Annotated in this window: 21 protein-coding genes; 5 read left to right on the top strand and 16 right to left on the bottom strand. The window is 58.2% G+C overall.

Annotated elements, in window-relative coordinates; all coding sequences use genetic code 11:
- Positions 1–7: 7 nt before the first annotated feature.
- On the top strand, positions 8–295 hold the full coding sequence (locus ACSQ3J_RS29060) for a DUF4143 domain-containing protein (RefSeq protein ID WP_436040870.1): 288 nt from the start codon (positions 8–10) through the stop codon (positions 293–295).
- On the opposite strand, the gene ACSQ3J_RS29065 is transcribed toward ACSQ3J_RS29060, so the two are convergent.
- Genes ACSQ3J_RS29065 through ACSQ3J_RS29090 form a run of 6 tightly spaced genes read right to left on the bottom strand, consistent with a single transcriptional unit; the run spans position 257 to position 5,243 of the window.
- Complete coding sequence (locus ACSQ3J_RS29065; RefSeq protein ID WP_436040886.1) at positions 257–574, bottom strand: hypothetical protein; 318 nt, start codon at positions 572–574, stop codon at positions 257–259. The genes ACSQ3J_RS29060 and ACSQ3J_RS29065 overlap by 39 nt on opposite strands.
- A complete protein-coding gene (locus tag ACSQ3J_RS29070; protein WP_436040871.1) occupies positions 571–786 on the bottom strand; it encodes a hypothetical protein in 216 nt (71 codons plus the stop codon). The genes ACSQ3J_RS29065 and ACSQ3J_RS29070 overlap by 4 nt, the downstream gene beginning before the upstream one ends.
- A gap of 4 nt (positions 787–790) precedes the next feature.
- Positions 791–1,288, bottom strand: a complete 498-nt coding sequence (locus ACSQ3J_RS29075; RefSeq protein ID WP_436040872.1) for a DUF4334 domain-containing protein — start codon at positions 1,286–1,288, stop codon at positions 791–793.
- Positions 1,288–2,187 carry a hypothetical protein gene (locus ACSQ3J_RS29080; RefSeq protein WP_436040873.1) on the bottom strand — a complete coding sequence of 300 codons (900 nt, stop codon included), beginning with the start codon at positions 2,185–2,187 and terminating at the stop codon, positions 1,288–1,290. The genes ACSQ3J_RS29075 and ACSQ3J_RS29080 overlap by 1 nt, the downstream gene beginning before the upstream one ends.
- A gap of 23 nt (positions 2,188–2,210) precedes the next feature.
- Positions 2,211–4,874 (bottom strand): DNA ligase D, encoded by a 2,664-nt coding sequence (ligD, locus tag ACSQ3J_RS29085; protein WP_436040874.1) that lies wholly within the window; start codon positions 4,872–4,874, stop codon positions 2,211–2,213.
- Positions 4,875–4,934: 60 nt separating this feature from the next.
- Positions 4,935–5,243 (bottom strand): hypothetical protein, encoded by a 309-nt coding sequence (locus tag ACSQ3J_RS29090; RefSeq protein WP_060504616.1) that lies wholly within the window; start codon positions 5,241–5,243, stop codon positions 4,935–4,937.
- Between the two features lie 539 nt (positions 5,244–5,782).
- Between ACSQ3J_RS29090 and ACSQ3J_RS29095 the strand changes: the two genes are divergently transcribed.
- Positions 5,783–6,283, top strand: coding sequence for a YciE/YciF ferroxidase family protein (locus tag ACSQ3J_RS29095; protein ID WP_156397667.1), 501 nt, complete (start codon positions 5,783–5,785; stop codon positions 6,281–6,283).
- A 78-nt stretch (positions 6,284–6,361) separates the two neighbouring features.
- The gene (gene catE / locus ACSQ3J_RS29100; protein WP_436040875.1) at positions 6,362–8,551 is read left to right on the top strand and encodes a catalase C; all 2,190 of its coding nucleotides are present in this window, start codon (positions 6,362–6,364) and stop codon (positions 8,549–8,551) included.
- 131 nt (positions 8,552–8,682) lie between these two features.
- Here the strand turns inward: catE and ACSQ3J_RS29105 are convergent, their stop codons facing one another.
- Positions 8,683–9,363, bottom strand: a complete 681-nt coding sequence (locus tag ACSQ3J_RS29105) for a 5-formyltetrahydrofolate cyclo-ligase (protein WP_060504618.1) — start codon at positions 9,361–9,363, stop codon at positions 8,683–8,685.
- Positions 9,364–9,483: 120 nt separating this feature from the next.
- Between ACSQ3J_RS29105 and ACSQ3J_RS29110 the strand changes: the two genes are divergently transcribed.
- On the top strand, positions 9,484–10,389 hold the full coding sequence (locus tag ACSQ3J_RS29110) for a LysR family transcriptional regulator (protein ID WP_436040876.1): 906 nt from the start codon (positions 9,484–9,486) through the stop codon (positions 10,387–10,389).
- A 54-nt stretch (positions 10,390–10,443) separates the two neighbouring features.
- On the opposite strand, the gene apnL is transcribed toward ACSQ3J_RS29110, so the two are convergent.
- The 7 genes from apnL to ACSQ3J_RS29145 form a co-directional block, all read right to left on the bottom strand.
- A complete protein-coding gene (gene apnL / locus ACSQ3J_RS29115) occupies positions 10,444–12,306 on the bottom strand; it encodes a D-apionate lactonase (RefSeq protein ID WP_436040877.1) in 1,863 nt (620 codons plus the stop codon).
- Positions 12,303–13,337, bottom strand: a complete 1,035-nt coding sequence (locus tag ACSQ3J_RS29120; protein WP_436040878.1) for a Gfo/Idh/MocA family protein — start codon at positions 13,335–13,337, stop codon at positions 12,303–12,305. The genes apnL and ACSQ3J_RS29120 overlap by 4 nt, the downstream gene beginning before the upstream one ends.
- 80 nt (positions 13,338–13,417) lie before the next feature.
- On the bottom strand, positions 13,418–14,482 hold the full coding sequence (locus ACSQ3J_RS29125; RefSeq protein ID WP_060504621.1) for an ABC transporter permease: 1,065 nt from the start codon (positions 14,480–14,482) through the stop codon (positions 13,418–13,420).
- Positions 14,482–16,038, bottom strand: a complete 1,557-nt coding sequence (locus ACSQ3J_RS29130) for a sugar ABC transporter ATP-binding protein (protein WP_436040879.1) — start codon at positions 16,036–16,038, stop codon at positions 14,482–14,484. Before ACSQ3J_RS29130 ends, ACSQ3J_RS29125 begins: the two co-directional genes overlap by 1 nt.
- A 1-nt stretch (position 16,039) precedes the next feature.
- Positions 16,040–16,684: a DUF2291 family protein gene (locus tag ACSQ3J_RS29135; protein WP_436040880.1), complete on the bottom strand. Its 645-nt coding sequence runs from the start codon at positions 16,682–16,684 to the stop codon at positions 16,040–16,042.
- A gap of 74 nt (positions 16,685–16,758) precedes the next feature.
- Entirely contained in the window at positions 16,759–17,700 is a 942-nt protein-coding gene (locus tag ACSQ3J_RS29140) for a D-ribose ABC transporter substrate-binding protein (RefSeq protein ID WP_060509872.1), read from the bottom strand.
- 81 nt (positions 17,701–17,781) lie between these two features.
- A complete protein-coding gene (locus ACSQ3J_RS29145) occupies positions 17,782–18,609 on the bottom strand; it encodes a phosphogluconate dehydrogenase C-terminal domain-containing protein (protein WP_436040881.1) in 828 nt (275 codons plus the stop codon).
- Between the two features lie 560 nt (positions 18,610–19,169).
- On the opposite strand from ACSQ3J_RS29145, the gene ACSQ3J_RS29150 reads away from it, so the two are divergent.
- The gene (locus tag ACSQ3J_RS29150; protein WP_436040882.1) at positions 19,170–19,304 is read left to right on the top strand and encodes a hypothetical protein; all 135 of its coding nucleotides are present in this window, start codon (positions 19,170–19,172) and stop codon (positions 19,302–19,304) included.
- A gap of 184 nt (positions 19,305–19,488) precedes the next feature.
- Here ACSQ3J_RS29150 and ACSQ3J_RS29155 read toward each other — a convergent pair whose 3' ends face one another.
- Together ACSQ3J_RS29155 and ACSQ3J_RS29160 are read right to left on the bottom strand one after the other, a co-directional pair.
- Entirely contained in the window at positions 19,489–20,652 is a 1,164-nt protein-coding gene (locus ACSQ3J_RS29155) for a polysaccharide biosynthesis/export family protein (protein ID WP_436040883.1), read from the bottom strand.
- A gap of 208 nt (positions 20,653–20,860) precedes the next feature.
- Positions 20,861–21,301, bottom strand: a complete 441-nt coding sequence (locus tag ACSQ3J_RS29160) for a hypothetical protein (protein ID WP_436040884.1) — start codon at positions 21,299–21,301, stop codon at positions 20,861–20,863.
- Positions 21,302–21,508: the final 207 nt, after the last annotated feature.

Genomic DNA, 21,508 nt, shown 5'->3' on the forward strand with positions numbered 1-21,508 from the left:
GGAACAGGTGGGACAACTTGTCAATCATCAAGCCGTCGCAACAGCGCTTGGTCTTTCGATCCCAACAGTTCAAAAGTATGTCGCGGTCCTGGATCGCCTCTTCCTCGTGCGATCACTTTCCCCCTGGTTCACCAATCGCCGGTCGAGGCTTATAAAGTCGCCAAAACTCCACACGCTGGATAGCGGTCTGCTAGCAACTTTGCGCGACGCCGACCCAGAAGCGATCCGTTCCGACCGGACACGTCTAGGGCCTCTGCTAGAGTGCTTTGTCGTCGGTGAGTTTCACCTGGAGTGAGAGATACGTTACTCCTTCACATTTCCCGACGCGGAACAGGACGAAGTCGATCTCGTACTCGAGGATCGGAGGGGCCGGATCGTCGGCATCGAGGTTAAATCCCCAGCGACGCTGCGATCGAAAGATTTTTCCGGCCTGCAAAAATTTTAGGAAGCGGCGGGCGCCAATATGTTCGAGAAGCCCGTCACAATCCTCTTGGGCCTCGGTATCCCAACCGAGGTCAAATCGGTCATGCGTGCCTACCAGATCCTGATGGATTGGCGGAGGGCGGCAGATCATTCGGGCGAATTGGTGCTCAAAGCGTGCAGGCCGCGATCAACGGTGAAATCGAGGTGCAGACGGCCCGTGCCGTTTTTGTCGCGTTCGCTGAGCGGCACGATCTGCTCGCGCCGGGAGTTGACAGTTTGGTCGCCCAAAGTAGCGAGCGCAACAGCGACCCGCATGTTCGATGAGCTATATAGCTTTATGCGGCAGGTTAAGTCCTGCCGCATCGGTTCACACCTCTTCAACGCGCTCGAGCTCGAAGAAATAGACGCGGTCGTCGCCCTCGATCACCATAGCTCCCATGACGCGATTATCATCGACCTTACGGAAATAGTCGACGATGGGCTGGGTGTCATAGACCATTGCAGCACTTAACACCCCGTGAAACGGGACGGCCTTCAATGATGCTACCGGACCCTTGGCTCTCAGCCGGCGCAGCAAATAGGAAAACAGGTTGGCCGCGGCTCGGGTCTTGCCGAGCTTGTGGAAACGGAGTGCAGGACGGAGCGGAATCCGGGCCGGATCGATGGCGACCAGGCGTTTATCGCCTCCGTGGAACAACAGCGCATCAGCACGCATCTGAGCCGAGAACCGTTTGCCAAACCACCCGAGGTTTTCGAGCACGCCGTCCAGAGGGTGACCGGACGAAATACCCCGCCCCGTCCACAGTCCAATCATCTCACCCGGCTCCACAGGTGGAAGCCTTTGAAACCTTTCCATCTTATCCATCACTTGTCCCCGCTCAACAGGTTCTGCAATCGGACGTCGTCTCCCTGCCGTCTTAGCTCGGCGCGTCGTTTCGACCTGGCTTTCTGCCGGGCAGTCCGCAGTTCTTCGAGATCCGGCACCCACCAGCCGCGAGCCACTTCCCGCTCGCCGGGCGGCGTTCGGGCTGGCCAGGTCGCGACCAGTTCCTCAAGAGACCCCGGCCGCCAAGCCGCCCAGGCGTGTTCCCCGTTTGGCGGTGGTTGAAAATAGAACGCAGACACAATTTCCGGATCTGCCAGCTCGCCATGTGTCTCGGTGAAGATAACGACGCCCGCATGCGTACCGATGGCACGATCGAATGGGGGCATGTCATCGACCGGTACGGGATACCGTTTCCGGCGGCGCTCACTGGTTCTCGCCTTGGACGCTTCCTCCTCCTCGGTGCCTTTCAAGGCCTCACGCCGCGCCTTTCGCACATCCGGCTCGTTGCGCTCGGCCGCCGCTTCGATCGCTGGCCATCGTCGGCGTAATTCATCCAGTGATCGGTAAGGAACAGTCCACAGGCGGCGGTCCGCATCCCAGCGCGCCAATGGAATTTCCCGGATTTCGGTGACGATTGCGCGCGAATAGGGCGTCCGGATTTGCAGGCCAGATAGGGCAGCTTCGAGATAGCGGCTTTCGATCGGTTCGAACGCGAACGCATCCCTGCCCTTTTCGTCGGCAAAGGCATCGGCCTCGGCTTCCATTTCCGCTAGCCAGCGTCCGATGCGCTTGCCTGCAGTGCGGCCCGGCACGAACCAGGCATTCAGCCTATCGCTCCACCGGGCACGGGGAAACGTTTCACGAAACCGTTGAACCGTGACGCGATCATGAGGAAGGTCCGTCGTCGCTCCGACGGGTGGCTCGGTCTCTCTATCCATTGCTTAATCGCTTATTGCCATCCTCAAGCCGCAGCTTTTCGTGTTTTTGCAAGCCGCTTGATGGCCTGCTCCAGCGGTCTCTGCCCGTCGCAATAGTCCTGCCACGCGGTGCTCTTCTTCAACAGCTCGGGCACGGTGCGGATGGTGAACCGCTTAGGATCCAGGTCTGTCTTCACCTGGCTCCAGTTGAGCGGCATTGAAACGGTCGCACCTGGACGGGCGCGCGGCGACAATGGCGCAACCGCCGTCGCCATCCGGTCGTTGCGCAAATAATCGAGGAAGATGCGGCCCTCGCGCTGGTTCTTTGCCATCTTGATCAGGTAGAGCTCCGGATTGTCGCGCGCCATATCCTGACAGACGTCGTGCGCGAAACCCTTGGCTTCGTCCCAACTGAGTTTCTTTCCCTTCGGCACGGCCAGGGGCGTGACCACATGCAGGCCTTTGCCGCCGGTTGTCTTGCAGAAGCTGACTAACCCGAGTTCTTCAAGGCGGTCACGGATTTCCCGTGCGGCCTCGACGACAGTCGAGAATTCAACATCCGGGCCTGGATCAAGGTCAAAGACCAATCGTCCGGGCACTTCTGGTTGCTTGGGCTCGCAGTTCCAGGGATGGAGTTCGACGCCGCCGATCTGGGCAATCGCAGCAAGCCCTTCGACACGGTCGATCTGCAAATACGCCTTCTTGTCGCCAAAGACGGTGACAAGTTCGAGCAGGTTCGACGTTCCGGGCATGGCATGGCGCTGGAAGAATTGCTCGCCGCCGATGCCATCGGGGGTGCGAATGATCGAACAAGGTCGCCCCTTGATATGGTCGATCAGCCACGGCCCAACCGCTTCATGATAGCGCGCCAGATCGACCTTGGTAACCGGTTCGCCATCGCCGGCATCCGGCCAGAGTGGCTTTTCGGGACTGGAGATCATCACACCCATGACTTCGGCCTTCGCACCCTTACGGAAACGCTTGGGAGGCGGCTTGGCGGTTTCCGGATGGGGAACCTCGTTTGCGACGGGAGATGCCGGCGTCTCGGCTTCCACCTCGTTGGCTGGTTTATCTTCCCTCAGACCCTTGAAGGCCGCCTGCCGAACCTGGCCGTCACCCGTCCAGCCGGCAAACTCGATTTCAGCCACGAGTTCTGGCTTCAGCCAGACGATGTCGGACGATTTTTTTGGCGCACCGATGCCAGTGAACGGTGACTTCGAGGTTTCCATTTCCTTTAGCTTCGGCAAGAGAGTTTCAACGACCTTTGCGCCATAACCCGTACCGACCCGCCCGACATAGACGAAATGGTTACCACGATTGACACCTACCAGCAGCGAGCGGAACTTGCCATTTGTGGTGGCGTAAGCGCCGATGACCACTTCATGACCGGCGCGACATTTGGATTTCGCCCAAGTCTCCCTCCGGCCGGACCGATAGGGAGCATCAGCCTGTTTCGAGACGATACCTTCCAGAGACAGGCGGCAAGCAGACTTAAGCACCGCATCGCCGCCTGTCTCGAAATGCTCAACGAAGCGGAGCCTGGGATCGTCGCCGGCCTCGGACAAGAATGCAGCGAGCCTGTCCTTTCGCTCGGTGAGCGCCAATTCGCGCAGATCCTCGTCGCCGGAGAACAGGAGATCGAACGCGAAAAAGACCAGGTCGTCCGTCTTGCCTTCCGAGAGCGCTGCCTGCAACGCCGCGAAATCAGGAGCACCGTTTTCGTCGAGTGCGCAGATCTCGCCGTCGATGATGCAGTCGGGAAGCTTAGAGGCCGACGCAGCAATGGCCGACCATTTTGCCGTCCAGTCCAGGCCCTTTCGGGTCTTGAGAGTGACCTCACCGTTCTCGACCCGCATCTGGATCCGATAACCGTCGAACTTGATTTCATGGATCCAGCCATCGGTAGATGGCGGACGCGCCAGGCTCTCGCAAAGCTGCGGCGCGATAAAGTCTGGCATCGAGGATTTTCCACTTTTGGAAACCGTTAGCTTTTTCGCTGTCTTAGCCACTGTCTTTATACCAGCCTTGCGCTCGTCGGCGGCAAGACCGTGATTGCTGTCCCAAACCGCATCGGCTTCGACCGCGCCGCCTTGCAGCATGAACGGTTTCGGCTTCTTGCCTTTGCCGGACGCGATAGCCTCCATCGTCCGGCCGGACGCCACCGAGGTATCGTTCTCTTCAAGCACGGCTGCGCCGCTCTCCTCGACCGAAAACTCGTCGTGGTGCTTGATCAGCAACCAGTTTGTGCGTTTGCCGCCATCGCGATCATTCCGCATGCGGACAAGCACGAAACTGCCATGTAGGCGATCACCCTCAAGCGTGAACTTGAAATCACCCTTCGCAAGAGCCTCTTCCGGCGTCTTCTTCCCCTCAGGCTCCCAATAGCCGCGATCCCAGAGCATGACCGTGCCCCCGCCATATTGGCCTTTGGGAATGGTGCCTTCGAAATCGCCGTAATCCAGCGGATGGTCTTCAACTTCCACCGCGAGGCGTTTGTCGCCAGGATCAAGCGATGGTCCTCTCGTCACCGCCCAGGACTTGAACACACCGTCGAGCTCCAGCCGGAGATCGTAATGCAGCCGGGTCGCATCATGCTTCTGGATCACGAACCGCCGACGGTTGGACGTGGAGACCTTCGCCTCTCCGCTGGGCTCGGCGGTCTTTTTGAAATCGCGTTTGCCGCGGTATTTCGAGAGATTGTCGACCATGGTTTATCATCCTGCCGCCAAGAGAAACGGGGCCAGCGTCAAGGCGGCCCCCGTAAATTGCTATTTGCCCGAAACGCGGATTGCTCCGGCATCTCCGAAGCTTCGCTGGACGGCTGCGATTTGATCGGCGGCGATATCCGCGGAGACTTCAATCTCGCCTTCTATTGCCCCATCGTGGCGAGCGCCGCCTTCATGCGAGGCATCGCCACCGGACGGCCTGGCGCCGGCTGTGTTTTCGCCACTCGCAGACTGAATGAAAATGTCAGGCCTAGAAATGCCATGTTGCTGAACAAGGTGTTCGACCGCGAGGTCAGCCGCCGCACGTGTCTCGAAAATCGCTCGTATTGTCGTGGTGCTGTCGTCTGCCATTAGGACCTTCTCCTTTTCTGTCACAGCACAAACGCCGCAAGTACCCCGCTGGTTTCCTCCAATCGTTGTTCGACAGCACGAATGTCGAAATAGCGGATGATCGAACCTGCACGACCGGGGAGCAGGACCGCGCGCTCGGCGGGCAAGGCCCGCCCGCTTGGCCGCTGAGTCTCCAAGATGCCACACCTCGTCATCAGGCAAAACTCGGTCGTTCCGGCTCGAGATCAAGGCAGCATCGTGGTCAGGCATAACTTCGCAACGCCAGGCATTCCGACGTCAAAGAGTTTCGGTGATCATCGACTAATCGGGCCGGCCGCAGGAACAAACCGCGCATGCCAGTGTTGACGGCTTAGAAGACAACTCATCGCTGAAGGACATGGAAAAGGCGAATATCTAGCACGGTTCGTCAGCTAAAAATGGTTCCACGCAGAGATCAAGGGGCACTCTCGGCTATCGACAATTGTGGGAGGCTCTGGCGCAGGAACATTTGCTTGATCGGGACGTTGAGCGGCGTGAACAATGTCCCCCAAAAGGAGAAGATAATGGCCGAGAAAACATTGGACGATCTGTTTCTTGATACACTCAAGGACATTTATTTCGCCGAAAAGCAGATCTTAAAGGCACTGCCGAAAATGGCCCGCGCCGCCCAGTCTGAGGAAGGCAAAGCCGGCTTCCTGCAGCACCGCGACGAAACGCAGGGCCAGATCGAGCGCCTTGAGCAGGTCTTTGAATTGCTTGGCAAGGCTGCGCGCGGGAAAACCTGCGAAGCCATCCAGGGCATCATCGCCGAAGGCGAAGAGATCATGGAAGAATACAAGGGGTCGGTCGCCCTCGACGCGGGCCTGATTTCCTCGGCGCAGGCCGTCGAGCATTACGAGATCGCCCGTTACGGCACGCTGATCGCCTGGGCCAAGCAGCTTGGCCTCGAGGAGGCAACCCCTCTTCTTCAGGCAAATCTTGCAGAAGAAGAGGCAACCGACCAGAAGCTGACGAAGCTTGCTGAAGCTTCCGCAAATCCCAAGGGCACAAAAGCCGCCTGATCATTCCGCAGTGTCCCAAGAGGCCGCCTCACGAGGGCGGCCTTTTCCCTAAATTCCAACAATCAAGAGGATCGACAGATGGTCAAGAAGTCGACACCGTCGAAAGTCGCAGCAACTTCGCCCAAAACGTTAGTGGCGAAGGCCCAAAAACCATCGGTGGCCGACACCGTCACGATCCATGACCAGAAGCTCCATCGCGGAGAAGGCGGTGAGCTCCACCAGTTCGCTGAGGAGGGGCGTGAGGTGTTGACGACCGCCCAGGGTGGTCCAGTGGCCGACGATCAGAACACGCTACGTGTGGGTGCCCGCGGCCCGGCGCTCATCGATGACTTTCACTTCCGTGAAAAGATCTTCCACTTTGACCATGAGCGTATCCCGGAGCGTGTGGTGCACGCGCGCGGTTACGGCGCTCACGGCTTCTTCGAAACCTATGACTCGCTCGCGGCCTACACAAGGGCCGATTTATTTCAGCGGCCAGGGGAAAAAACACCCGCATTCGTTCGGTTCTCCACGGTCGCCGGCAATAAGGGCTCTGCCGATCTCGCCCGTGACGTCCGTGGTTTCGCCGTCAAGCTTTACACGCAAGAAGGCAACTGGGACCTGGTCGGCAACAACATCCCGGTATTCTTTATTCAGGACGCCATCAAGTTTCCCGATGTGGTCCACGCCGCAAAGCAGGAACCAGACCGCGCCTTCCCACAGGCGCAAACTGCCCATGACAATTTCTGGGACTTCATTTCGCTAACGCCGGAAAGCATGCACATGGTCATGTGGATCATGTCGGACCGCACTATTCCGCGCTCCTTCCGCTTTATGGAAGGGTTTGGCGTACACACCTTCCGGTTTGTCAATGCCAAGGACCAGTCCACATTCGTCAAGTTTCACTGGAAACCGAAGCTCGGTCTGCAATCGGTCGCCTGGAATGAGGCGGTCAAGATCAACGGCGCCGACCCGGACTTTCACCGCCGCGATCTCTGGCAGTCGATCCAGTCCGGGAACTTTCCCGAATGGGAACTGTGCGTCCAGCTGTTCGACCAGGAGTTTGCCGACAGCTTCGACTTCGACATCCTGGATCCGACAAAGATTATTCCTGAGGAAATCTTGCCGGTTCAGCCGATCGGCCGGCTGGTGCTCGACCGCATGCCGGACAACTTTTTTGCCGAAACCGAGCAGGTTGCGTTCATGACCCAGAACGTGCCGCCGGGCATCGACTTCAGCAACGATCCGCTGCTGCAGGGCCGCAATTTCTCCTATCTCGACACGCAGCTGAAGCGCCTCGGCGGACCGAACTTTACACACCTTCCGATCAATGCGCCGAAGTGTCCGTTCCACAATTTTCAACAGGACGGCCATATGGCGATGCGCAACCCGGTCGGCCGAACGAACTATCAGCCGAATTCGCGCGATGAAGGACCGCGTGAGTCGCCAGTGAAAGGCTATCGGCATTTTCCCTCAGAAGAACAGGGGCAGAAGGTTCGGCTCCGTCCAGAAAGCTTCGCCGATCATTACAGTCAGGCTCGACAGTTCTATATCAGCCAGACCCCGCCCGAGCAGCGCCACATCGCCATGGCGCTGACCTTTGAGCTCAGCAAGGTGGAGGCGCCGGTCATCCGGGAACGCATGGTGTCACATCTGATGAACATCGATCAGACACTGGCAACGACCGTTGCGCAGAAGCTTGGCTTCCAGGCCATGCCGAAGCCGGCCGATGCGGCGATGCCGACGCGCCAGGACTTGGCGCCATCGCCGGCACTCAGCATCGTCGAACGCGGGCCTAAGCGTTTCGAAGGTCGCAAGCTTGGCATTCTGATCACTGACGGGGTCGATGCCAAGCTGCTCAAGGACCTGACCACGGCGATCACCAAGGAGAAAGCCGTATTCGAATTGATCGCTCCAAAAGTCGGGGGCGTTACGGCATCCGACGGTTCGTGGATCGAGGCGCATCACATGATCGACGGTGGGCCATCGGTGCTCTTCGATGCCGTGGCCATTCTCACGTCCACCGCCGCGATTGATGATCTGGTCAAAGAAGCGACTGCCCGGGACTTCGTCGCCGACGCTTTTCAACACTGCAAGTTCATCGGTCACGATCAATCGGCCTTGCCGCTGCTCGAAAAAGCCGGGATTGCCGGTGACGTCGACGAGGGTGTTCTCGTATTACCCGGAGAGGATGGCTTGTCCGCATTTGTTTCGGAGCTCGGCAAGTTGCGTGTTTGGGGCCGCGAGCCGTCGGTAAAGCTTGGCAAGGCTTCCCCACCGATCAAGTAGGCTATGGGGGCGCGGTTTTCCGCGCCCCAACTCTTTCAAAACCATCGGATGGCATCAGTCGACAGATCAATTCGCCAGCCGAAGTGCGCAGCGGATGTCGCTCTGCCGATATGGGTCGGCAAAACGGACTTTCATCGATATCGCACGCCCGCGTCTGTCACGATCACATCCATGGGAATGTCGTGGGGGAGGGGGTGGATGGTCCGGATCCTTTGAGTTGCGAACCCGACGCCAATCGTCAAGGGTTTGCGGTCGAAGCTGGCGAGTGTTCTGTCGAAGAACCCGCCACCGTAACCCAGCCGGAAGCAATCGTTATCGAAGCCGACAACGGGCGCGATGACGATATCGGGGACAGCTTGCTTCCCTTCTGCCGGCACTGGGATGTTCCACACACCGCGTACCAGCGGCTCTCCCGTTTTCCACGACCGGAAGATCAGAGGCTCACGTTTGGCAACCACGACAGGCAGCAGGCATGTCGCATCGCGCGCGCTAGCGTTGGCCATCCATTCCCGCAGATCGGGCTCGCCAAGGAAAGGCCAGAACAGGCTGATATGTTTGCCGGCAAGGTCGGTGATCACCTGATCGAGATGGATCGAGATTAATCGGCCGAATTCCTCACGGTGAGCAACCGGTAGGGATTTGCGTTCCTCGATCAATCTTTGGCGTTCTGTCCGCCGCCATGCCGCATTGTCAAAAGTGGCGGCGGTAGCTGCCGGCGGCAACCCCATATATGCAGGATCCACCTCGTGCATCAGGCAGGCAGGCGAAGCCAATTCGCGGGGTCCGTCATCCGCTTCTTGCTCGTCCGACATGACTATCCGCCTTTCCCAGTCAACACCGCGCAGCCAAAGGCTGGTATTCGCTTGAGCGACGTTCGTGATTTTCCTATAAAGAACTATAGGGCCTCTTAATTCAGGAATCGAGATTTTTCGTTGGACCTGTCCTCTGTCGAAATATTCCTCGCTGTTGCCAGCGAACGCAGCGTGACGAAAGCGGCAAAAGCCGTCGGGCGCGTGCCGTCTAATGTGACGACACGGGTCCAGCAGTTGGAGGAGGACCTTGGCGTCGTGTTGTTCAGCCGTGATGGCAAGAAGATGACGCTGACACGGGAGGGCGAGACCTTTCTTGCCTATAGCAACCGTCTCGTGGCGCTCGCCTTGGAAGCGCGGCAGGCGCTGCGGCCTGTTGTGCCATCTGGAACGTTGCGGGTCGGCACCATGGAAAGCACGGCGGCAAGCCGGCTGCCGGCCGCGCTGACGCAATTCAACCAGATGTGGCCGGAGGTTTCTCTCCGCTTGACGATGGGCGCGTCGCGCGATCTCGCGCGCGATGTTCTCAATGGCGCGCTGGATTGCGCGTTCATCGCGCGTCCACCCGCATCGATGCTGGAGCAAGATGTGGCGTTCGATAGCGAACTTCAGTCACTGGAAGCGGAGCGGGTTTTTATTGAAGACCTCCTGATCGTCCTGCCGTCCGGTCACCCGAAGATCACGTCTGCCGCCGACCTTCGCGTCGGATCGCTGGCCGCACTGGAGGCTGGATGCACCTATCGTCGGATTGCCGAGCATTGGGTCAGTCAGTCGAGCAGCTTGCCGACAACTGAACTCGGCTCCTATCATGCGATTCTGGCTAGTGTTGCGACAGGAGACGCGGCCGGTGTTATGCCCGGATCAGTTCTTGACCTGATGCACTGGCCGGCCAACGTTCAGACGCATCAGCTCGGGCCTGTCGAGACGCTGCTGATCTATCGTAAAAATGACCGTCCAAGCGCATTCAACGCATTTCAGGAAGTGCTTAGTGCGACAAAGGTCAGGGATGCGAGGTTGGCAACGAATTAGCAGTGTGCGCGCCAACCACATCAAAAACGGGCATCATCATTACTCCATTTCCAGTCAAAACGCGATGGAGGTTACTTCAAATGGAGCGAGCTGCGTTCGTAGCGTACGGGTGCCGAGTTGCGTCGTGTCTATCGACTGCTCCTCGCCTGTCAGATTGATGATCCAAGTCGTTTCGCCCGCCGCTGTGTCGATCGTAAACGCCATTACCTTGCCCGGGACGGAGGATGTGACGTTTCGCCATTTTTGTCCGGCAACGTCTGCCAGCTCTTTGATGATGGCATAGAGTGGACGCTTGCCGCCTTCTGCAACCGGTTCATTGCTGCCGGCATAGAGCCCGAACGGACCGGTCAGCGCCGACAAGGTCAGCGTTTCGAGACCGGCATCCAGTACCCACGCGGCATAACCGGCAGCGAAGGCACCTGCAAACTGGCCGTTGTGGCGGGGGTCACAGTCGGCCATCGGGATACGGGCGCCGTCCGGATTGTCCATCGTGCGGCTGCCATAGGGATTTTGACGCATGGAAATGGTCGAGGGACCGATACGGTAGGGCTTGTTGCCGTAAATGGCGCGCACGGAGCGGGTGATGAATGGCAGGGCTTCGAGTGTCTGCATGACGCTGATATCGTCGGCTGCGTGGACGATCGGATTGGTACAGTGGCTGATAAAGGCGAGGTTTTCGCCCGGCACGCGCTTGCGGTTGAGCTCGGTAAAATAGGACAGCATGCCACCACCGAGACGGACGCCACGAAAGGCGTTTGCCGCTGCCGCATACACGTCTTCGAGCCGCGGACAATCAGGCCATATGCTGCCAGGCGGGGTGGATTGCCGGTCGATGGACGGGCAAACCATGATGGCATCAGGCGCAAAACCCGCACGACGCATCCATGCGGCGATTTCCTGTAGTTCTTCGCTCAGAGTACGCTGGCAGGGGACGGCGATTTCGATCGTGGTGGTGCCCGCGTGAAGAGCGGCGATTTCGGCGAAATCCTTGAAAGCCGACCCGTCATGGCCGGCTGCCGGGTCGAAATGGAAAAGCAACTCCTGAACCCCAGCCGCATCGGGTTGCTGGAGAGCCGCGAGGCTGGCTTTGGCCTCCTCAGGCGTAATCAACAGGCCGATGGCGGGCATAATGCCGGCAACTGCTCCGGGAGTGAGCTGGATGATGCCGTCGTTGTCGGCGGAGACGGGAGGATTGCCCGAGGCGGCACGGGTGTCTGTTATGGTCAGGGTGATCCGCTGGGAGACCGGTTCGTTTGCCGGGATCTGGTAGGGCCATGGCAAGGCGAGTGGGCGAACATAGGTCTTGTAGGAGGCGTCCGACCAGTTGCGCTGGTCTTCCATCTCGAACGTGTCGCCTTCCATGCGGCATTCGACCGTGACGCCGGGAAACGCGGTGTGCGTGATGGCGCGCATGTCCTTGAAGGGTTGCCAGGGTTCGATCAGTTCAGGCAGCCTCGTGTCTTCAATAGAGCCATCGGCATGCTCGATGGTGACCGGTGTGCCGGCAACACCGACGATAGGATGCAGGATGCAAAAGCCGCAGCGATTGGTTTCGAAGCCGTTCGGGGACCGGGCGGTACCCCCGAAGGTCAGCCCGCCATCGGCGTTGCCTTCGATTGCGGCGGACACCTCCAGAAGGGAACCCTCCGGGCCGGTACAACTGGCGGTGTACGCAATGGCGAAGCCGGTTTCCGTTTCAGTGACGGTGAGATCGGATAGCGTGGGGTCGTACGTGCCCCAGTCACGATCGCGGACCAGGTAGGAGATCGCGCGCAGCACCTCGACGCCGTCATAGGTGATATTCCGCAGATTGCCGCCTGCAAGATGTGCGCTCAGCTTCCCGGCTTTCAATTTGCGCGGGGCTGGCTCGGCCTGCCTTGTGCCGTAGAGCGTGAAGGCGAGGTCCGCGTCCCTCATGTCAGCATCGTTCCGATATCGACGGTAGTTTTGGTCGCGGCACTTTCATAGGCGGCCTCGACCAGAGCGAAGGTCTTCAGATTGTCGGTGCCGGAGGTAGAGGTTTCTGTGCCCGCTTTCAGGCTGTCCGCCCAGTGCTGCTGGATGACGAACACGCTTTCCTGGATATTGTGCCACGGGCGCGATGCCCAGGGGAGAAGTGTCGGCGCGACGTCGGTGTTGACCGTACCGCCGGCATTGGTGACTTGCAGCTCGTAACCTTGGGACAAGCGGATCGAACCCTCAGTTCCGTCGATCTCGATCAGTGTTTCCGGAAAAGGCTCTATCGACTGTTTTGTCGCATAACTCACGTCGACGATGGAGGTTGCGCCATTGTCGTGATCGAGCAGGATGGTGGCGACGTCCTCGCCGTTGATCCTGGGGTTAACGCGCTTGGTCCGGGCGGTCAGCGAAGTGACGTCGCCGAGAATGTAGCGCGCGATATCCAGCGTGTGGATGCCGAGATCTTCGATGATGAAGCGTTTGCCTTCGGCGAGGTAGGGCTGGCCGGAGAACACATCATAACCAGAGCGGAACGAGAAGCGGCCCCAGAAGGGCGAGCCAATCGCACCACTCTCCAGCGCCTTGCGGACGGCTTGGATCGGCGTTTGCCAGCGGAAATTTTCGTGGATCATTAGCGGAACGCCGGCAGCCTTGCAGGCCGCGACCATAGCCTTGGCATCGGCAAGCGTCGGGGCAAACGGCTTTTGGCAGATCGCCGGGACTTTGTGCGTGGCGGCCATTTCGACGAGGGGGCGGTGGCTGTTCACGGTCGTGGCAATATCGACGAAATCAAAGCCGCCTTCGGCAAACATCTGGCTTGCATCGGTATATCGCCGTTCGATGCCGAACTGGTCCCCAACTATTTTCAGACGTTCGGGATCACGGTCGCAGATGGCAACGATGGCAGCGCCTTGAACGCCGTTCCAGCCGTGCATCTGGTTGACGGCGAAGAAGCCGCAGCCAATCAGGGCGCCTTTGAGGTCTGACATGTGGTTTCTCCGCATTTAGAAAAAAGAACCCGTCCCGAACCCTCTTCGCAAAGAAAAGGATTGGGGAGGGGATTTAAATCTTAGCCCTTCTTCGCCAGCTGCATCAGTGTCACCTGCTGCTGCAACCTGCGCTGTGCCTGGTCTACCACCACGGCGACGATGATGACGATACCCTTGATGACCATCTGCCAGAAGGAGGAGACACCCATCATCACCAAGCCGTCGGACAAGATGCCGATGACGAAGGCGCCGATAATGGTTCCACCGATTGTGCCGCGGCCGCCGGACATCGAGGTGCCGCCGAGAACGGCCGCAGCGATCGCATTCAACTCAAACGAATTGCCGGTTGCCGGGTGCGAGGCCATCAATTCGGACGAAATGACGATGCCAACGATGGCTGCGCAGAAACCGGAGAACATGTAGACGAACATCTTGACGCGATCGACGCGGATGCCGGACATCCGGGCGGCACGCTCATTGCCGCCGACGGCAAAGATCTGGCGGCCGATCGGCACGTATTTGGCGACATAGGCAGCAGCGAGCGCCACGACGATCAGGATCCAGATCGATACCGGCAGGCCGATGATACGGCCGGAGCCGAGGAAGCCGAAGCCGGTGGTGGCAAGTTCCGGCTTGCCGACAAGGTTGGGAAAGGTCTGTCCATCAGACGACAGCAACGCAAAACCGCGAGCGACATAAAGCGTGCCGAGCGTGGCGATGAACGGGGCGACGTTGAGCTTGGTGATCAAGAGGCCGTTGACCGCGCCGATGAGGATGCCGACGACAAGCGTGATCAGGCACACTTCAACGACGTTGAAATACATCGTGTAGCCGATCTGCAGATCGATGCCGTTGAGGATCAAGCCACCGGCGACCATGCCGCAGAGGCCGACGATCGAGCCGACCGACAGGTCGATGCCGCCGGTGATGATGACGAAGGTCATTCCCATGGCGAGGAAAGCGTTCAGCGCCACGTGCTTGGACATCAGGATGATGTTTGCGGTCGACAGGAAGTTCGGCGCAAAGATCGAAAAGAAGGCGATGACGGCAAACAGCGCGATGAAGGTCCTAAGCTTCATCAGCGTCAGGAGGATGGAGCCGCTATCGGCCGCCGGGGCTTTTTCGGTCGAGGTTGCAGTCGTCATCACGCAATTTCCCTTGTCGATGTGTGGCCGGCCGATTTGTGTCCCTCGGACGCAGCCTTGACGATGAGTTCTTCAGTAGCGTCAGCCCGGTCCAGGATCGTCGTAATCTTGCCATTGCTCATGACAGCGATCCGGTCTGACAGCGCCATGACCTCTTCGAGGTCGGAGGTGGAAAACAGGATGGCGAGGCCTTCGCCGGCGAGCTTGCGCATGGTGCGAAAGACATCGGCCTTGGCGCCGACATCGATGCCGCGGCTCGGTTCGTCCATCAGCAGAACCTTCGGATTGGTCATCAGCGCCTTGCCGATCACCACCTTCTGCTGATTGCCGCCGGACATCGAGGTGACGTCGAAATCCGGGTTCGGCGCCTTGATCGAGAGATTGCGGACCTGCTCCTTGACGGCCGACTGCTCGCGGTCGCCGGCAATGTGGAAGCCGAATTTTACAAATTTCTCAAGGCTCGCCAATGTCAGATTGGCGGCAATCGACAGGACCTGCACGAGGCCTTCGCGCTGGCGGTCTTCCGGAATAAGGGCGAGGCCCTTGCGAATGCGGGTGGAGGTGTCCTTGGCGGCGATCTCTTCGCCAGCGACAAAGATCTTTCCGGTCGAATGTGCATGCTGGCCGATGACGCATTCGAAGAACTCGCTACGGCCGGCGCCCATCAGGCCATAAATCCCCAATACTTCACCGGCGCGAACCGAGATCGACAGGTGATCGACGGCAAAGCCGCCAGTCTTGCGCGGCAGGCAAATGTCCTCGGCGCGAAAGGCCTCATTGCCCAGTTTGTGATCGAGCGGCTTTGCGAAATCCTTGGCATCGGAGCCGATCATCGAGCGGACGATCCATTTGGTGTCGATATCCTTGACCATCGCCTGGCCGGTAATCTGACCGTCACGCAGGACGGTGATGTAATCGCCGATGCGCATCAATTCTTCGAGGCGATGCGAGATATAGACGATGGCGACACCTTGAGCCTTCAGCTCGCCGATCACCTTGAACAGAATGTCGACTTCGGCAGCCGAAAGCGCTGAAGTCGGCTCATCGAGAATAAGGATTCGGGTATCGAGCGAGATCGCCTTGGCGATTTCGACCAGCTGCTGCTGACCGATCGGCAAGTCTTCCACCATGGTTTCGGCGCTGATGCCGGCATCGAGCTTGTCGAGGAACTGGTTGGCTTTTTGAACCTGCGCCTTGTGGTCAATGCCACGAAGACCGCGGGTAATTTCACGGGTGGCGAAAATGTTTTCGGCGACCGAGAGATTGCCGAACAGGTTGAGTTCCTGGAACACCATGCCGATGCCATGCTTCTGGGCGTCGGCCGGAGAGTTGAACTCGACTTCCTTGCCTTCGAGAAGAATACGGCCAAGTGAAGGCTTTTCGACGCCGGCGATCATGCGCATCAGTGTCGACTTGCCAGCACCGTTTTCGCCAACGAGAACATTGACTGCGCCGCGCCGCAGCTCGAGGCTGGCATGCTTGACGGCGACGATGCCGGAATAGACTTTGGTGACATCGTCAAGCTTCAGAATGGTGTCGTGGGTTTCAGCCGCCATGTCAGCCGCCGATCGTGATGGTGGCGGGTGTCAACAGTGCCGGCTGGCCGCTGGATGGCAACGGGTAGGCGCCGAGCGCCTCGACCTTTTTGCCTTCCAGGCCCTCTCTGGGCAGCTTTTCCAGCGTCAGGCCGTTAATGTGGACATTGAAGGCCTTGCCGAATTCGGCCCACTGGATCTGGTTCTTGAAGTCGTTGAAACTGACGAAATCGAGACTGTCGCGGATGGCCGTGCCTTTGATGACCGGGCCGATCTGGATGCGCACATCCGCCTTGCCGTCGCCATCGATATCAGTATCGAGATAGGCGGCGCGCGATGCTGTTTCGGCTTTAATAATCGTGCCGGAGACTTTCGCCGCGAAGGTCCAGGGTGCGCTTCCCTCCTTTTCCTTATGGCCGTATTTTGCCGCGGCGGCATTGAGATCGGATTTTGATAAGGCGTTGACCTCTTGGAACGGGCCTGCGCGTGTCTCGAGAAACGGTATGACTTTGCTGTCCCAGATGTCGGCGACCTGGCGAGCGGGATTAAAACCACCGCTTGCAGCTTCGGCAGCTTCTTCGGCTGTCGGGGTCTTGATGATCTTGCAGCCGCTGAGGGCGAGAACGATGACCAGCGGGATGGCGGCGGCAGCCCGGAAATTCGGCATAAAAGTCACTCCGTCAAATGGCAAAAAACGCACAGGGCAGAGTGTATCTGCCCTGTGCGCATCCTTGGGGAGGATTAGTCCTTGAGCGCGAAGGTTTCGAGCTTGGCGGCGTTGTCAGCGTTGATCAGCACGCAATCCATCAGCTGCTTTTCTTCCGCCGGACCTTTGCCAGTCTTGATGTACGTGTCAGCCTGTTCGACAGCCATCTGAGCCTGGGCATAGGCCGGCTGCAGCACGGTTGCCTTGATGCCGCCCGCTGTGATCGAGTCGCGCACATCGTTGGAACCGTCGAAGCCGACGACGATGACGTCCTTGCGGCCAGCTGCCTGGAGGGCGGCGATCGCACCCATGGCCATCGTATCATTGCCCGAGATCACGCCCTTGATATCGGGATTGGCCTGCAGGATGGTTTCCATCTTGGAGTAACCTTCCGTCTGGCTCCAGTTGGCCGACTGCTGGGCGACCATCTTCAATTCCGGATATTCGTCGATGATGTCGTGATAGCCCTTGGAACGAATGCCGGCATTGAGATCGGCTTCTCGGCCGAGCAGCTCGACATAGTTGCCCTTCTCGCCCATCAGCTTGACGAACTCTTCCGCACCAAGCTGCGCGCCCTGATAATTGTTGGAGACGATCTGCGAGACGGCAACGCCGGTGGCGTTGATTTCGCGGTCGATCAGGAAGGAGGGGACGCCTGCATCCTTGGCCTTCTGGACAGCAGCGATCGAGGCTTCCGAGCCCGCATTGTCAAGAATGATTGCCTTGGCGCCGCGGCCAATGGCGGTGTCGATCAGCTGGCTCTGCTTGTTGGCGTCATCGTCATGGACGAGAACGAGGGTTTCGTAGCCAAGTTCCTTGGCCTTTGCCTCAGCGCCGACGGCTTCCGCCTTGAAGAAGGGGTTGTCGTGCGATGGGGTGATAATGGCGATGAGGTCGGCAGCGAATGCCGGCATGGCGACGCCCAGTGAAAGGGCGCCGGCGAAGGCGGCAAGCGTCAGTCTGCGTGTCAGTTTCATGTGTTTCCTCCCGGTTAAGTTAAGGATGCGGCCCCGTTCCCGGCGGAGCCGCAATGTCATAAGGCAAAGGCCCTATCTTGATCAGGTGATGCGCCGGATGCTTTCGGCGATCTCCTCGGGTTCGAAGACTTTTTTCCAGTCGTCGCGCATCAGCGCGGGGATGCCGAACTCGATGGCCTTGTTGCAGGCATCGGAAAACACGCCCTGGACTTCGCCGAAAATGACGGCGCCGAGCACGTTGAGGTGGCCGAGCAGGAAGTCGCGGGCAGCTTCTTCCGGCACGCCGCGCTTCACGCACTCATCCATGGCCTGCTTCATGACGACGAGCAGCGAGGCGGCAACGGTTTCCGACAGTCCCGGTTCCAGCATCGCCATCTGATCGACAGTGACGCGGTGCGAGCGCATGACCGGTGCCCAGATGGTCTTGGCGATTTCTTCACCGAGGCCATAGGCTTCTTCCGGCCCCTGCATCAGGGCGGAGACGATGTGTTGCTTGGCAAACAGGCCGCCAAAATGGTCCTTCTTGGCCTGCATATCGGTCTCGTCGTTGAAGATCGGCGGATGGCAAGGATGAGTGACGAAATAGGTGAGGTCGGCACGTTCGGGAAAATGACCCGCAAAAGGAGCGGCCGCATCAAGCGCCACAACCATGGTGCCAGGTTTCAACTTGTCCGAAATGCCGGCTGCAACCTTGCCGATGGCCGTGTCGGGAACGGCGAGAATGACCACGTCAGCGCTTGAGAGCGCTGCATCGACATCGACGCAGGACAAGCCGAGATCATTTTGAAGCCGTGCCTTGCCGGCGTCACTTACTTCCACGTGGCGTACGTCGAAACGTGAGCCCTTAAGGTTCTTGGCAAGCCGGTAGCCCATTTTGCCGCCAGCACCGAAGAGTGCGATCGAAGTCATGTTTCCTCACCTGCGTTAGTTTCATCATTGTTTATGTCAGCTGGTATAATGAGTCAATCAGTATCTCACATAGTGAGGTGAGGTTTGAAAACTTATCTGCCTTGTCGTGCCCTAGCCCTTCAGGAACTCAAGCCTGACCAAAAATATCCAGGTTTCCGCGGCGTTTCAGACGATCCAAAAGGACTTTCGACCAGTATCGCTGGTGGACCGTGGGCGGATTTGGCGCTCGCACCAGTCAAGCCGTTCATCTCACTCTCACCAAATGCACCTTGCTCGGAAACGGTCCGGGCACGATGGCTTGCTAGCTTATAAAGCGAGATATTGTTCGACTTCTCAAACGTCAGCCGGGTGGGTTGCACCGCTTGAACTTCAGCTTTCGCGTCGGGTTTTGATGCGAGATTTTGCGGGCACATGCCGGACCACCTGCAGAAATTGAAAAACTTCTCCTGCGCCGTTGCGTTTCGTTGCGGCTCATTCGATGGACAAACGTGTCCAGGCGAGCGGCGGTGTCGCGCAGATGACGCCAGGTCTCCTGCCAAAAATGGCTGGAACTGTTTGCCGTGACACTAACCAATCTGGCCCGGAATATTGGCGAGGACTTGGTTTATGGCGACAGCAGGACGGTTCACGCCAAGCTGGCGCTTGCACTATTCTACCATCTGGCCGGGGACGGCCCGATCGTTAAGCGCTCTTAAACGCGGATGGTCAGGCTGGATTGGTTTTTTTAAACGCTGGTTCGTATTGCTGTCTTGACGCGTGGAAACTGCTTCTTCCATTAGGAGTTCGAAACATGTCCTGTGGATTGTCCGCCGCGATCATGTCGAGGATCGCCGACGATGGGAGAGTTTATGCCGGGCGCTAAAGATTACCCTTGCCGAGTTACCTCACTGACATGGTATTCACGGTGTTCGCAAACGACGCGCCTTGGGATACAGGCGCGACGGTCGTGGCCACAAGCGAAGAAAATTTGCGAATTTCAGCGAGCGACGAGTTGGCAACGTAGATCAGGTCGCGATTCCTAATCTTGAAGCTCTTCAAAATGAAGAAACCGTTGGGGTCTTTCAAATCCACTTGGTAGATGACATTGACGGTTCCGTCAGCTTGCACTGGACCGGCGTTCGGGGCGAACGCCCGAACGATTGCGGCGGGTTCTCGACGATAAATAAACACGGCTCTGGCGTTTGCTTTATCATCGTTCAGGCCACCTACTTTAGCCAGTCCTTGGTTGAGGTATAACTGGGTCTCATCGAATTGTACGGAGGCATTGGCCATAGCCGCCCCGAAGACGGTGAAACTTCGAGGTTGTCGAATAAGCGTGATCACATCGTTGGGCTGAACGTAGACATTCTCTCGAGGATCAGAAATCAGTTGTTCCATTGGGATGGTTTCGGATCTTCTACCTCGCGTGATCTGCACCGCCAATTGATGCGATTCAACCCGTGGACCTCCGGCATCCGCAATAACGCCAAGCAGACGATTTCCACCAGGTGTGAGCGGAATGCGGCCGCTTGCCGCCACTTCCCCGGTTACTGTTACTGCGTTGGAGTTGTTTTTCACAACACTGACAAGCGCCTGAGGCTGCACGGCCATTCTGGCCAAGGCCTTTTCAATGGTCAATTTAACAGCATCGGGGCTTTGGCCCACCACCCTCACATGCCCAGCGAAGGGGACGGAAATGGTTCCACCTTCAGTCACAACTTGCGGGGGGATTTGAGTTGAACTTTGGGTGCCGGTCGAGAAGAGCCCTTCCTTCGAGGCTTCCCAGATGGTCACACTGACGGCATCACCGACCCCAATGCGCGACATACTTTGTCGGCGGGCTGCACCGAATGCAGCCGACAAGGGCTTTTCTTGTTCTCGCGACAGCAGGTCGGCAAGTGCAGGGGTGACAGGAACAAGCTTATAGGGGGTTACAGCCGCTTTTTCACCCGATTGAATTGTCCCCTCACTGGGGCCGTAACCAGGAAGCCCGCTACAGGACGATAAAGCCAGGACCGATGATGCCGCGGCGGCTAGAAATAGGAATCTCACAACAGGTGGCATTCACCCAACTTTCACCCGACTGCTCCTAAATCCAGAGCGTAGTTCGTTCGATTTGGATGAGACTTATGACAAATGGTTTAAGCAATGCCAACCGTTCCAAACGTTTTTGATTTTTGTTTGGCCAAAGCTTCAAGTTCTTATTATCCGCAGGCACGGCAACCATTCCTCGACGCACTCCGGATCAGGCGTCGAGAGTTATGGTGTCGAGTTACTCAGCGATCACCGCGCGCAAACGAGCCCAGAAGCCTCTTTTCCTGTCTACATGCTTTGCCCGCAAGTAACAGGCAGTCACTCCAGCGCTGACAGTCGCGCCGAAATGACAATTGCAGACAATTCTGTGCAAATGCCGGTCGGGCAGCTCGAAAAATCGCCGTGCCTCGCCATAGGTATCGTTTTCCATCCCGGCAGCCCGTAGAACCGGATCGTCGTAGGCGACGGAGATAGCCGAGTCGTCGCAGCGCAAGAGTGCGCGGACCGCGTCCGGTTGATATTCAGTTTGCTGTAGTGTCGATAGGACGCGGTGCGGATCCCGGTCGAGAAGTTCCACCCAGCGTCGAAGGCGTTCGGCGCGAGGCATGATTTCTTGATGCGGGTAAGCTTGGTTGATCTTCGCGAGTGTTTGCAGTCGATTGAATTCGTGGTGCTTCATTTCGGCCTCCATTGAGACGATTGATGCTCCGCAGTTACAACCCTAGTACCCTGGCTCTTACAATGGATAAAGTCCAATCACGATTGAATTGTCGCTTCCACTTCCCAGGGACGAGGAGAATAGAAAAGGCGTTTGCGAGCCATTCTAGGTCCTGTTGACAAAGTGGGTTTGCAAATCACCTGAAGCATGATTCAACGCTGTCTTTTA

The organism is Rhizobium sp. LjRoot98 (assembly GCF_964252935.1).
GTDB lineage: Bacteria > Pseudomonadota > Alphaproteobacteria > Rhizobiales > Rhizobiaceae > Pararhizobium.

Bases quoted from the DNA above. Each gene is read 5' to 3' on its own strand.
- ACSQ3J_RS29075 (WP_436040872.1), bottom strand. From the start codon at position 1,288: ATGGATAAGATGGAAAGGTTTCAAAGGCTTCCACCTGTGGAGCCGGGT.
- ACSQ3J_RS29120 (WP_436040878.1), bottom strand. From the start codon at position 13,337: ATGTCAGACCTCAAAGGCGCCCTGATTGGCTGCGGCTTCTTCGCCGTC.
- ligD (WP_436040874.1), bottom strand. From the start codon at position 4,874: ATGGTCGACAATCTCTCGAAATACCGCGGCAAACGCGATTTCAAAAAG.
- ACSQ3J_RS29070 (WP_436040871.1), bottom strand. From the start codon at position 786: ATGCGGCAGGACTTAACCTGCCGCATAAAGCTATATAGCTCATCGAAC.
- ACSQ3J_RS29080 (WP_436040873.1), bottom strand. From the start codon at position 2,187: ATGGATAGAGAGACCGAGCCACCCGTCGGAGCGACGACGGACCTTCCT.
- ACSQ3J_RS29090 (WP_060504616.1), bottom strand. From the start codon at position 5,243: ATGGCAGACGACAGCACCACGACAATACGAGCGATTTTCGAGACACGT.
- ACSQ3J_RS29155 (WP_436040883.1), bottom strand. From the start codon at position 20,652: ATGCCACCTGTTGTGAGATTCCTATTTCTAGCCGCCGCGGCATCATCG.
- ACSQ3J_RS29140 (WP_060509872.1), bottom strand. From the start codon at position 17,700: ATGAAACTGACACGCAGACTGACGCTTGCCGCCTTCGCCGGCGCCCTT.
- ACSQ3J_RS29125 (WP_060504621.1), bottom strand. From the start codon at position 14,482: ATGACGACTGCAACCTCGACCGAAAAAGCCCCGGCGGCCGATAGCGGC.
- ACSQ3J_RS29130 (WP_436040879.1), bottom strand. From the start codon at position 16,038: ATGGCGGCTGAAACCCACGACACCATTCTGAAGCTTGACGATGTCACC.
- ACSQ3J_RS29160 (WP_436040884.1), bottom strand. From the start codon at position 21,301: ATGAAGCACCACGAATTCAATCGACTGCAAACACTCGCGAAGATCAAC.
- catE (WP_436040875.1), top strand. From the start codon at position 6,362: ATGGTCAAGAAGTCGACACCGTCGAAAGTCGCAGCAACTTCGCCCAAA.
- apnL (WP_436040877.1), bottom strand. From the start codon at position 12,306: ATGAGGGACGCGGACCTCGCCTTCACGCTCTACGGCACAAGGCAGGCC.
- ACSQ3J_RS29145 (WP_436040881.1), bottom strand. From the start codon at position 18,609: ATGACTTCGATCGCACTCTTCGGTGCTGGCGGCAAAATGGGCTACCGG.
- ACSQ3J_RS29135 (WP_436040880.1), bottom strand. From the start codon at position 16,684: ATGCCGAATTTCCGGGCTGCCGCCGCCATCCCGCTGGTCATCGTTCTC.
- ACSQ3J_RS29105 (WP_060504618.1), bottom strand. From the start codon at position 9,363: ATGTCGGACGAGCAAGAAGCGGATGACGGACCCCGCGAATTGGCTTCG.
- ACSQ3J_RS29065 (WP_436040886.1), bottom strand. From the start codon at position 574: ATGATCTGCCGCCCTCCGCCAATCCATCAGGATCTGGTAGGCACGCAT.